The 11881-nt window shown below is 69.5% G+C and carries 10 protein-coding genes; 2 read left to right on the forward strand and 8 right to left on the reverse strand.

The window, feature by feature from the left end:
- Nucleotides 1-68 precede the first annotated feature (68 nt).
- From ACPL7H_RS17175 to ACPL7H_RS17185, 3 genes are read right to left on the reverse strand one after another with little or no spacing between them, the layout of a single operon-like run.
- Entirely contained in the window at nt 69-827 is a 759-nt protein-coding gene (locus ACPL7H_RS17175) for a DNA alkylation repair protein (RefSeq protein ID WP_424798006.1), read from the reverse strand.
- Nucleotides 824-1804 carry an SRPBCC family protein gene (locus ACPL7H_RS17180; protein WP_424798007.1) on the reverse strand — a complete coding sequence of 327 codons (981 nt, stop codon included), beginning with the start codon at nt 1802-1804 and terminating at the stop codon, nt 824-826. Before ACPL7H_RS17180 ends, ACPL7H_RS17175 begins: the two co-directional genes overlap by 4 nt.
- Before the next feature lie 40 nt (nt 1805-1844).
- Nucleotides 1845-2192 (reverse strand): ArsR/SmtB family transcription factor, encoded by a 348-nt coding sequence (locus ACPL7H_RS17185; RefSeq protein ID WP_424798008.1) that lies wholly within the window; start codon nt 2190-2192, stop codon nt 1845-1847.
- A 308-nt stretch (nt 2193-2500) separates the two neighbouring features.
- Between ACPL7H_RS17185 and ACPL7H_RS17190 the strand changes: the two genes are divergently transcribed.
- Nucleotides 2501-3493, forward strand: a complete 993-nt coding sequence (locus ACPL7H_RS17190; protein ID WP_424798009.1) for a hypothetical protein — start codon at nt 2501-2503, stop codon at nt 3491-3493.
- A 51-nt stretch (nt 3494-3544) separates the two neighbouring features.
- On the opposite strand, the gene ACPL7H_RS17195 is transcribed toward ACPL7H_RS17190, so the two are convergent.
- Nucleotides 3545-3781, reverse strand: a complete 237-nt coding sequence (locus ACPL7H_RS17195) for a hypothetical protein (RefSeq protein ID WP_424798010.1) — start codon at nt 3779-3781, stop codon at nt 3545-3547.
- A gap of 42 nt (nt 3782-3823) precedes the next feature.
- Between ACPL7H_RS17195 and wecB the strand changes: the two genes are divergently transcribed.
- Nucleotides 3824-4906 carry a non-hydrolyzing UDP-N-acetylglucosamine 2-epimerase gene (gene wecB / locus ACPL7H_RS17200; protein ID WP_424798011.1) on the forward strand — a complete coding sequence of 361 codons (1083 nt, stop codon included), beginning with the start codon at nt 3824-3826 and terminating at the stop codon, nt 4904-4906.
- A 146-nt stretch (nt 4907-5052) separates the two neighbouring features.
- Here the strand turns inward: wecB and ACPL7H_RS17205 are convergent, their stop codons facing one another.
- The 4 genes from ACPL7H_RS17205 to ACPL7H_RS17220 form a co-directional block, all read right to left on the reverse strand.
- Nucleotides 5053-6315, reverse strand: coding sequence for a nucleotide sugar dehydrogenase (locus tag ACPL7H_RS17205; RefSeq protein WP_424798012.1), 1263 nt, complete (start codon nt 6313-6315; stop codon nt 5053-5055).
- A 130-nt stretch (nt 6316-6445) separates the two neighbouring features.
- Complete coding sequence (locus ACPL7H_RS17210; RefSeq protein WP_424798013.1) at nt 6446-8434, reverse strand: ABC transporter substrate-binding protein; 1989 nt, start codon at nt 8432-8434, stop codon at nt 6446-6448.
- A gap of 162 nt (nt 8435-8596) precedes the next feature.
- Nucleotides 8597-10222: a DUF885 family protein gene (locus ACPL7H_RS17215; RefSeq protein ID WP_424798014.1), complete on the reverse strand. Its 1626-nt coding sequence runs from the start codon at nt 10220-10222 to the stop codon at nt 8597-8599.
- Nucleotides 10215-11864 carry a DUF885 domain-containing protein gene (locus ACPL7H_RS17220; protein WP_424798015.1) on the reverse strand — a complete coding sequence of 550 codons (1650 nt, stop codon included), beginning with the start codon at nt 11862-11864 and terminating at the stop codon, nt 10215-10217. The genes ACPL7H_RS17215 and ACPL7H_RS17220 overlap by 8 nt, the downstream gene beginning before the upstream one ends.
- Between the last annotated feature and the right edge of the window lie 17 nt (nt 11865-11881).

Here is an 11881-nt window from a genome sequence, read left to right on the forward strand (position 1 = left end):
ACCTCAGCGGCGGCGGGTCAGGTGCCGCGACCTCGGGCAGGTAGCGATCGGCAGGCGCCGGCGGGGGGTCAGCGGCGGGGGCGGATGAACTGGGCGCGGGTGGCGTCGTCGAGGTTACTCGTGGCCAGCCGCAGGCTCGGGCGGGTCATCTCCTGGTGGTGCCGGTTCAGGAAGTCCACCAGAGCCTGCTCATCGACTGTGCCCACCTGGCGCAGCGCGGTGCCGACCGGCTTGGTCACCCACGGCGAGGGGTCGGCGACCAGCATCCGGGCCAGCGCCAGCGGGTCCTCCAGGTCACCCGAGCCGATCAGCCAGAACGCCGCGGTGATCGCGGTGCGGCGCTCCAGCGCCACCTCCGAGCGGGCGAGGTCGAACAGCGGCTGCCTGGACCTGTCCACCAAGTAGGCCCCCACCACCCGCGGTGCGGCCCGGTCGATGAAGTCCCAGGCGGTGAGCAGATGGTGGTTGTCCAAGTACACCTCGTACAGGGCGCGCCGGTCCTGCTCGCTCAGGCCCCGCCGTCGGGCCTTGAAATCCAGGATGGACACGCCCACCATCCGCACCTCGTACCACCGGGACGCCAGTAGATCCGGCACGGACGAAACCGGGAGGTCGGTGGCGGACTTGGCCAGGTCGAACACGTCCCGCATCCGGACCCCGACGGCCGCCAGCCCGCTGTCGGGCGGCAGTCGCCGGGCGACCTTGTCCCGCTCGGTCGGTGAACTCACCTCACGCAGGGCGGTGAAGATCTGCTCGACGCCGGTGGTGTCGGTGCGGATCGCCTCGGCGCGGGCAGTGCCGGTGCCGGTGCTCCCGGTGGCGTTCATGCCGCGGCCAGCACCGCGCGCTCCAGCCGGGCGTAACTGGTCTCCATGCCGTCGGTCATGCCGGTGGCCAGGATGGCGTCGCGCATCTCGGCGTTGTCGTAGGTGATGAGCAAGGTGATCAGGGTGCCACCGGTGACGGGGATGAGGGTCTGCTCGTTCAACGTGGGCGGGCCCTCCATCCCCTCCATCGCCTCGGTCTGCACCGCCCGGTGCGGCTCCTCGGCCTCCAGGAGCTCACCGGTGAGGGCGAAGCCGGGACTGCTGCCGTCATCGGGGGCCCAGGCGTACCGGTAGGTCTGCCCGACCTCGGTGGCGACCTCACACGAGGTCATCGACCATCCGTCCGGTCCGAGCATCCAGCGCTTGAGCAACTCCGGGTCCTGATGGGCGTCCCAGACCTGCTGGGGTGTGCCGCGGATGATCCGGGAGAAGCGCACCTGGGTGTCGGAGAGGATCTGGGCCTGAACCGGTAGGTCCGCGGAGAAGGAGGCCAGATCGGCCACCACGTCGTCGATCTGGCTCATCGCCGAGCGCATGCCCTCCTCCATGCCCATGGTGAGCATCCGCTTAAGGTTGTCGGCGGAGTTGAAGTAGGTGGTGGTGGTGCATCGGGACCCGGTGTCGGTCTCGGTGAACTCGTACACCATGCGCATGGCCGGCATATCCCGATCGGGGTTACCGTCCGGGCCGGTGAAGCCGTCCAGGACCTCGAAGGAGCGTCCCGGATCGACGGCCAGGAACTCCCAGTAACCGCCGGACCGCTCCCCTTCCGGTCCGGTCATGTAGTAGTGGGAGAACCCGCCCGGGGCCATATCGTGGCGGGTGAAGGTGGCCGGCCAGGTGACCGGTCCCCAGAACTTCTCGATCTGACGGGCATCGGCGTACGCGTCCCAGAGCCGCTGCACCGGCACCGTGAAGTCCGCGACGATCGTGATCTGCAGGGTTTCGGTGTCCTTGTGGACGGTGGTGATAGGCATCGTTGGTGACCTTCCTCGGTCTGTCCTCGATAGGTGTTTCTCAGTCCTGCTCCAGCAGCGCGTCGAGGCGGTCGATGCGGCTGCGCCAGATCTGCGCGTAGTGGTCCAGGAGGGCCTGGGCCCGGCGGATGGTGGCGGGATTGCCGCGGACGAGTCGCTCGCGGCCCCTGGAGTGTTTGGTGACCAGTCCTGCCCGTTGCAGGACGGTGACGTGTTTCTGCACCGCTGCGAACGACATGTCGTACTCAGCGGCCAGACGGGAGACGGAGAACTCCTCGACCAAGGTGCGCCGGACGATGTCACGCCGGGTGGTATCGGCGAGAGCCTGGAAGATCCGGTCCACCTCGTCGTCGCTGAGTTCCAGTCGCTGCTGGTGATGTGCAACCATTTGGTTGTACGTTAGACCCACGGAACGGTCTCGTCAAGGCCCAAATTCGGAACGAGGATGCCTGGAATCGGCGCCTGTCACAATGGGCCGGTGCTGGCTTCAGATGCCGCGAAGCACGGCCTCAGGCACGGCCCGTGAGCACCGCACGGACCTGGCCCGGCGGCTAGCACAAAGCCGGCCGCTGCGCCCGTGGAGATGCGTTTGCGCACGTCAGGGCATTGCTTCACGGCAGGTTGGAGACGTACAGTGGATAGTCCCTGACATCGTTGGGCTCTCCCACGCGTCGGTGAGCCTGCCAAGGAGACACCGTGCGTAAGTCATCTCGCCCCGCCGCCGTGCTCGCAGCGCTGGCGCTGGCGGCTACCGGTGCCGTGGCAACCGCCGCTACCGCCTCGGCCGATCTGGTCACCCGTTGCGTGGGCACCGCCGGCGAGGTCACCGTGCCAGGTGACCTCGTGGTCCCCTCGGGGCGCACCTGCATCCTGGAGGGCACCACCGTGACCGGGCAGGTGCGGGTGCAGTCCGGCGCGAACCTGGTGGTCACCGACGGCACCCTCGCCGACCGGGTGGTGGTGGCCTCCGACGCCTACTTCGACGCGACGAGCACCGCCATCGGGGCGAACCTGGCCAGCAACGGTGCCTACGGAGTGTTCCTGGAGGGCTCCCAGGTGGGCGGGCATGTGGTTGGCCGAGCCGGCGACGATGATCCGGGCTTCCTGTACTCGATGGACACCTACGTGGAGGGCCGGATCGACGTCGTCGACGGAGCCGTCTACCTCGACTCCACCAGGGTGGGCCGATTCGTCAGCACCGAGGGCACCGTCTCCACCGACATCATCGACTCCACGATCGCCCGGGAGCTGACCGTGGCCGACAACGCGGCGGGGGCACTGATCTGCGCCAGCGAGGTGGACGGCAACGCGAGCTATCTCGGCAACACCGCCGTGCAGGTGGGCGCCGGGGACGCGCTGGCCGAGTGCGACGAGGTGAACTACTTCGGCGCGGACCTGACCGTCTCGCGCAACACCGGCGGGGTGAGCGTGGCGGGCAACATCATCCGCGGGGACCTGACCGGTGCGGACAACAACCCGGCCCCGGTGGGAGCCGACAACCGGGTGCGCGGAGAACTGAGCGGGCAGTTCACCGACCTGCGTGCTGCCGGACCGAGCATCTCCGCCCAGGAGGACGCCCGCGCTGACGTGGAGGGCTACCGCACCGGTGAGGAGATCGTGACCGAGCGCTCGGACAGGCGCGAGGCGGCGATCAGCGAGGGCGAGCGCGTGGGACCGGCCGGGTTCTGACGCCGCCTGCCCGCCGGCCTGGCGGGTACTTCGGCCCGAGGGGTCGCCGGGTTACGACAGCGCCCCCGGGTTACGACAGCGCCCCGGTCGGGACAGCGCCCCTGATTGGGACAGCACCTCCGGTTGGGACAGCGCCCCTGATTGGGGCAGCACCTCCGGTTGGGACAGCGCCTCTGATTGGGGCAGCACCTCCGGTTGGGACAGCGCCTCCGGTTGGGACAGCGCCTCCGGTTGGGGCAGCGCCTGGGGTTCGGACGGGCCGCGGATTCGGCGTCGTAGCCGCGCCATTAGGCTGGCCGGGACCTGACTCCGGCGATTGCTGAGGCCTTGATGAATCCGTTGGTCATCCATGTGACCGGTGCCCGCCCGAACTTCCCCAAAGCCGCACCTGTGCTGGCAGCCCTGGAATCCCGGGGCGTGGAGCAACTTCTGGTGCACACCGGCCAGCACTACGACGAGCGGATGTCGGAGGTGTTCTTCCGGCAGCTGGGCATCCCCACCCCGGATGTGAACCTGGGCGTTGGCTCGGGCACGCACGCCAAGCAGACCGCGGCGATCATGGTGGCGATGGAGGACCTGCTCACCGAGCGCAAGCCCGCGATGGTGGTGGTCTACGGGGATGTGAACTCCACCGTGGGGGCGGCCCTGGTCGCGGCCAAACTCGGCATCCCCATCGCGCACGTGGAGGCCGGGCTGCGCAGTTTCGACCTGACCATGCCCGAGGAGATCAACCGGATCGTGACCGACCGGTTGGCGGACCTGCTGCTGACCACCAGCCCCGACGCGATCGCGCACCTGGGCAACGAGGGGGTGCACCCGGACAAGATCCACCTGGTGGGCAACCCGATGATCGACACGTTGCTGGCCAACCTGGACCGCTTCGACGCCGACGCCGCCCGGGCCTCCTTCGGCCTGGAGGGGCCCTATCTGGTGGGCACGCTGCACCGGCCGGGAAACGTGGACAACGACGACGACGTACGCCGGTTGGTCACGGCGGTGCACCAGGCCGCCGGGCTCGCCCCGATCGTGGTGCCGCTGCACCCGCGCGGACGCCCGCGCCTGGAGGCGGCCGGCATCCTGGACCACCCGGGCATCCGGCTGGAGGAGCCGCTGGGGTACCTGGAGTTCATGGGCCTGGTGCGCGGCGCCGCCGCGGTGGTCACCGACTCCGGGGGCGTGCAGGAGGAGACCACCATCCTGGGCGTGCCGTGCCTGACGCTGCGCCCGAACACCGAACGCCCGGTCACCATCACCCACGGCACCAACGAACTGGTCACCACCGACACCCTCGCGGGCAAGGTGGAGCAGATCCTGGCCACCGGACCGCTGACCGAATGGCCCACCCCGCCCCTGTGGGACGGCAAGGCCGGTCAGCGCATCGCCGACGTCATCGCCGGGGCGCTGCCCGGCTGAGCACAGCCCGGCCGGGCGCCGCCCGGTTGAACACCCCTGGGCCGGAGCGCGCCCTCTGCACGGCACCGCCGAGCCGGGTGCGCTCGCGCAGAGCACCGCATCGCCGGGCGCGGTCACCGACCGGGCCCGGCTACGCCGTCGTCGGCTCAGAGGCGGTATGCGCCGGGAGCGGTGACCTTGCCCTTGGTGTCGAAGAACCGCTTGGAGGCCTTGGCCAGGGCTTCGACGTCATACTCGCTGTGGTCCTGCACCAGGATCACCAGGTCCGCCTGCGCCACCGCCGCGTCCAGGTCCCCGACCCGCTGCAAGGCCTGGCTGTTGGCGTTCCAGGTGACCACGTTCGGGTCGTGGAAGGACACCACCGCACCCTGGGCCTGCAGCGCCTTCGCCAGCGGTACCGCCGGGGATTCGCGTTGGTCGGCGATGTCGGGCTTGTAGGTCACCCCGAGCAGCAGCACGCTGGCCCCGCGCATGGCCAGGGCGTCCTCGTTCAAGATGTCCTGGGCCCGCCGGGCCACATAACCGGGCATCGTGGCGTTGATCTCCTGGGCCAACTCCACGAACCGGAACGGATACCCCAGCCGGGTCCGCACGTTATAGGACAGGTAGTTCGGGTCGATCGGGATGCAATGCCCACCCACCCCGGTGCCGGGATAGAAGGCCTGGAACCCGAACGGCTTGGTCTTGGCCATATCGATCACATTCCACAGATCGATATCGAGCTCGTGGGCGAACCGGGCCATCTCATTGACCAACGCGATATTGATATGGCGGTAGGTGTTCTCCAACAACTTGGCCATCTCCGCCTCCCGCGGACCCTTGGCCGGCACCACGGTGTCCACGAACCGCTCATAAAACGCCACCGCCGCCGCGGTGCTCTCCGGGGTCAGGCCCCCCACCACCTTGGGAGTGTTCCGCATCCCGAACTTGGCGTTGCCCGGGTCGATGCGCTCGGGGGAGAACGCCACATGGAAGTCCACCCCGGCCGTCAAACCCGACCCCTCCTCCAACAACGGCACCAACACCTCATCGGTGGTGCCCGGGTAGGTGGTGGACTGCAAGATCACCGTCATCCCCGCCCGGAGCTGGCGCCCCACCGCCTGACCCGCCGAGACCACCGGCCCCAGGTCGGGGCCACCCTCCGCCGACAACGGCGTCGGCACGCAGATCACCGCGGTCCGGGCCCGCCCGATCACCGACTCATCGGTATCGGCCCGAAAACCTGCCTCCACCATCTGCGCCACATCAGCATCAGTGAGGTCATCCACGTGCGAACGCCCCGCGTTCAGGCCCTCGACCACCTTGGCGCTGACATCGAAGCCCAGCACGCTCAACCCCGAACGCACCGCCTCCTGGGCCAACGGCAAACCCACATAACCCAGGCCAAGTACCACCGCGTCTGCGCTCACCGCGCCTCCTCATCCGCTCTGTCCCAGGCGGGTGCCCCACCTCGATTCCGCCCCACGGTAACGCGCCAATGCTGCTCTTGGCACGCTCCGCGGCAGAGTGTGGCGGACCCGACGCCGGCGGGCCCGGGGATCAGTCCTGGAACTCCCACTCCCAGTAGTTCCAGAAGATGGTCGGCGCCAGCGGGATCGGGTCGATGTTCTGCAGGCGGGAGTCATAGCCGGCGATCAACTCGTGCTGGAAGAGCACCGTGCCGAAGGCCTCCTCGACCAGGATCTGCTCGACCTCGGCGAGGATGTTAGCCTGCTCGGCCGCGTCGGTCTCCGAACTGAGTTCGTCGAAGAGTTCGTCGACGCGCTCGCTGGAGAACTCGCCGATATTGTTGAACCCACCGGTGATGTAGTTCGCCGAGGAGGCCCCCACCGCGGTGGAGGTGGACTGCCAGCCGAACAGGGAGGCGTCGAACAGGCTGCTGTCGGTGAGCAGGGAACCCCAGTTGACGTCGCCGACGTCGACCAGCTCGAACAGGCCCTCGCGCTCCACCGACTCGCGCATCAGTTCGTAGATGTTGGAGCGGCGGGCGTTGTTCGGGTCGTACATCACCCGGACCGGCACCGGGGTCTCCACCCCGGCGTTCTCCAGCAACTCGGTCGCCGCGTCCAGGTCGGTCTCCACCGGCCAGGTCTGCGGCATCTGGTTGGTCTCGACCATCTGGTCGTAGTCCGGTGAGCCCGGCACCTGGGTGTAGGAGTGACGCACCTCGGCCTCGGGGTACAGCGGCTGCACCTGGGTCTCCACGATCTCCTGGCGCGGGATCAGGTTCAGGAACGCGTTGCGCACATCCCGGGCGGTGTCGGCGTCGCCCCCGTAGGTCTCCGGGTCGAACGGGCCGCCGTTGTCCACGGCCAGGGTGACGTGCTCATACGTGGGTCCGTCACCGGTGTAGACCCCGACCAACTCGCCCAGGTTCTCCAGAGCGGCCAGCGTGTCCGGGGTGGCCTGCGGCTGGACCAGGTGCACCTCCTGGTTCTGCAGGGCCTGGATGTGGCTCATCGGGTCACCGGAGATGGTGACGGTGATCTCCTGGATCGCGGCCGGCCGATCGCCGGTGTAGTCCTCGTTCGCGGTCAGCGTCAGGTACTGGTCCCGCTGGAACTCGGTCATCAGGTACGCCCCGGAGGACAGGTACACCAGTTCGTCATCGGGCAGGGTGTCACCGAACTGGAAGCCGGTGTTCCAGAACGCGGCGATGGAGGACAGCGCCTCCACGTCGTTGTCCTGGATGGCGGCGATCACCGCGTCCTTGGCTTCCTGGGGGTCCTCGATGTCCAGGGCGCGCATGCCGACCACGTGCGCCGGCACGCCGACGTCGAAGTCGTACTCCCAGTCCACGTACGGCACCGAGTAGTCGAAGGTCACGCCCTTGCCGTCGGCGATGATCTCGGGCATCTCCTGGATCAGGCCGATGGTGCTGGCGCGGGTGCCGTTGAAGAACACCTCGTTCTCGGCGTCGAGCCGTTGGGCGGCCTCGTCCTGGACGGCCTGGTCGTAGTCGTCCTGGATCTCCTCGGGGATCTCCGGTTCGCCGTCGTCGCCCTCCTGCGCGTACTCCTCGAACAGCTCGGACTCGACCTGGGCGATCACCTCGTCGTCGTCCGCCAGGGTGTTGCGGTGGCCGGAGTGCGCCGCCCAGTACAGCATCAGGTCGGCCGCGTCGACCTCCACCGGCTCCGGGCCGCCGTACCAGTACGCCTCATCGGAGAGGATGAACTCCATCGTCATCCCCTCGTCCGTCTCGCTGACCATGTCGAAGGTGCCGAAGCCCTCGTTGCGCTGCAGTTCCAGCTCCTGGTCGAAGTACCGGAACGACTCGTTCATCAGGTACAGGATGTTGGCGTTCGCGGTGGCGTTCCCGGTGCGGGAGTCGTTGTTGTACTCATAGAAGGACTGGTTCCAGCCGATGGTCAGCGAACTGTCCTGGGCCTCGCCGGTGGAGTCGGTGTCGTCGGTGTCCACCGGGTCGGCATCGGGGTCGTCCCCGGTTCCGCCGTTGCACGCCGCCAGCACAAGGGCGGTCGCAGCGGTTACGGCAACTCCGGCCATCAGGCGTCTGGTCTTCAACATTCCTCCTACGTGGTGCCGCGGGCCCGCGACGACGGGACTGGCTCGCCGGGATGCCCACCGGACCGGGAAACTCGAGTGTGCCTCGAGGTCCACCATGGACACCGGGATCGTACACAGATTGGTGAGTCTCGCCGTCGTCCGTCCTACCAGGTAAGACGGCTACGGCGCCGCGCCGAACTCGCGGCGCAGCACCGGTTCCAGCAGCGACACCGGCGGGGAGCCGTACCGCAGCAGCGCGTCGTGCAACCGGCCCTGCCCCCCGGGCACGACGGCGGCGAAGGTGGCGCGGAGTTCGTGGAACATGTCCCGGCCCAGCACGTACGTGGAGGGGTAGGTGGGGTTGTCGTGGCGGGTGTAGCGGTCCACTTCCCCGGCGGCCATGTGGTGGTCCATCCCGGTGCGCTCGACGAGGAGTTGCACGGCGTCCTCGTGGGTGAGGCGGCCGGTGTGCAATCCGGTGTCGATCACCAGGCGCAGCGAGCGCCACAACGTGTTCCGACGGGCGAACAGGGCCTGGGTGCTCTGCCCGAACACCCGCTCCTCCAGGATGTCCTCCACATACAGTCCCCATCCCTCCACGAACAGGGGCGTGCGGAAGAACCGCAGGAAGGAATCCTCGGCCGTGCCGAGCACGTGGTGCACCGACTGCAGGTGGTGGCCCGGGTAGGTCTCATGGCCCACGATGGAGCGGATGAAGGTCGGGCAGTTGTCCCGCTCGTGCCCGGCCTGGCGTTCCGGGGTGGCATCCGGGTCGGCCGGGGTGATGAGGAACTGGCTCACCATCGACGAGGCGTACGGAGGAACGGTGCGCATCTCCCCCAGCGGCAGGCCCGCCCGGCGGAACTGCGGGAGCGGGGCCACCACGCACTCCTGGTCCGCCGGCACGCTGAGCAGGTCGTGCTCGAGGGTCTGCCCGATGCTGGTCTGCACCTCGGCGCGGTAGGCGTTGACGAACTCGGGCCCGGGGGTGCGTTCGGCCTTGAGAGCCTCGATCTGCTCCGGCCAGGTGCGGGCCGGGTCGAGGACTGCGGCGAGTTCGGTCAGGCCCTGTTCGACCTCGGTGACCTTGGCCCAGCCGTGCTCCCAAATCTCATCCGGGCTCAGGTTCAGCAGGTGGTAGTCGCGCAGCAGCCCGGTGAAGGTCTCCTCCCCCACCGCCCAGGTGCCGGCGCCGGCGGTGGTCAGCGCGTCACAGTGCTGCCCGAAGGCGTCCATGGCGCCAAGGAGGGCCGTGCGCCGTCGATCCGCATCCCCGGCCAGGTCGGTCGGCAGCGCCGCGTCCAGGTCCGGGAGTTCGTCCGCGATCAGGGTGCGCAGACCGGCGACGGCGGGGATCGCCATGGTGGCCCAGCGGGACGGGACCAGTTCGGGCGTCAGCGATGCACGTCCGGCGTCCAGGAAGGTCGCGGCCTCATCGAGCAGGTCGAGGTAGGCGGTGGCGTAGGCGTGATCGCCCAGGTGGTCCGGGTCCAGGGCCGTCAGCGCGTCACCGAGGACCTCGGCGTACCAGTAGGGCGCGCGCTGCCACGGGCGGGCCACCCGCAACTCGTGCAGGCGGTAGGCGACCTCGGCCTGCAGGCACCGCTCCTCGAGCCACTCCCGGGACCCTTCGGGGCTGAGCACCGGCCCCGCCCACCCTGCGATGGTCTCCTCCAGCCGCGCGTAGAAGGCGGGGTCGGTGGCCGGCAGCGCCAGCGTGGGCCTGCCCGTCTGCGGGTCGAGCACGCCGACCTGGCGTGCGGTGGCCGGATCGGCCCGGACCAGGACGGCGGCGAACTCATGCACGGGCCAACTCCTCCAATGTCTGCTGCAGCGGTCCCAACCCCATCGGTCCCAGGGACAGTGCCTGCTGGTGGAAACTGCGTTCGTCGAACCGGCCGGTGGCCAGGGCGATACTGCGCGCGTCCTCCCACAACTTCGCACCCATGGAGAACGCGAGCGCCTGACCGGGCCAGCCGAGGTAGCGGACCACCTCGAACCGGGCGGTCTCGGTGTCACACCCGGCGGCCTGGGTCAGGACCTGCACGCCCACGTCGGTGGTCCAAGTGGTGGCCTGGGTGAAGCCGTTCCCGGCGGGGATCTCATAGCCCAGGTGCAGGCCCATGTCGATCACGATCCGGGCCGCCCGCCACCGCTGAGCCAGCACCACGCCCAGTTGCTCCCCTGGATCGGCGATCAGGCCCCAGTCGCCGGCGCGGCCCTCGGTGTAGTGCGCCCACCCCTCGGCGTAGCCGTGGATGTGGCACAGGTAGCGCTGCCAGGGGTGCAGGGCCTGAGTGGACATGGTCATCACGTACTGCAGGTGGTGCCCCGGGACGCCCTCGTGGTGCACGGTGCTGACCTCTCGCCACACCGGCAGTTCGGTGGCGCCGGTGGGGGTGGACCAGACCACCCGCCCGGGCCGGGTGCCGGCCGGGTCCGGTGGGGAGTAGTAGATCGAGCCGGATCCGGGCGCGGCCAGCACCGCACCGCAGCGGGAGTCGGCGGGGATGTCGAAGATGGTGCCATCGAGGGTGCCGTGGGCGCGGGCGATGCGGTCCTCGACCCACTGCACCAGCGGCGGCCCCACCCGCACGTGCCCGGAGGCGTCGGCGTCCAGCATCGCGGCCGCCTCGTCCATGCTGGAACAACCGAGCCGGGCGGCCAACTGCTCGCCCTGGCGGGTGAGTTCGGTCAGCCGGTCCCAACCGAAGGCGTAGGCCTCCGCGAGATCGATCTCCTTGCCGAGGAACGCCGTGGAGGTGGCGCGGTACAGGTCGGGGCCGACGGCGTCGACCTCGCTGCCCCGGGCGGCGTGGACGTCCTCCAGCCAGGTGGCCAGTTCCACGCACGCCGCTCGCGCGGCGGCCAGTTCGGTCTCGGCGCGCGGCGCTGTCTCCGGGGTGAGCAACCGGCCCAACCGGTCATCCCGGGCCGGGTCGGCCCACCGGCGGAGCTGGGCGGCCAGGGTCCGGGACTGCCGGGCCGCGACGACGTACCCACCGGCCGCGGCGTGGTCCAGCCGCGCGGCGTAGGAACGCAGTGCGTCCGGTACCTGGGCGAGGCCACCGATGAGCAGGTCGGCGTCGCCCGCAGCGGACTCCAGCCCCATCACCACCTCGTGCGCGGGTGAGGCGAGCGGGGCGACCAGGCCCGGGATGAAGCCACTGTCGTGCAAGGCCATCTCGCTGTGCAGCCGTTCACCCAGCGCGCGCCGCAGCACCCGGGCCGGTGCGGACTCCTCGGACTCCCCAGCCGGGCGCTGGTCCAACTGGCGCAGGCCATCGCGGGCCAGGGCCGCCCGTTGCTCGACCTCCTCCGGGCCGGGCGCCGCCCAGAGCCGGTCGGTCTGCTGCCCCATGGCCTGCGCGGCCCGTGGGTTGAGCACGGTAAGACCGTCCACGTAAGAGTCCGCGACCTGGCCGGGGTGGCCCAGATCCGCCGTCACCGCATCCTGATGCACTG

Origin of the sequence: Pseudactinotalea sp. Z1732, from assembly GCF_049724975.1 — a bacterium.
Classification (GTDB): domain Bacteria; phylum Actinomycetota; class Actinomycetes; order Actinomycetales; family Beutenbergiaceae; genus CALKWS01.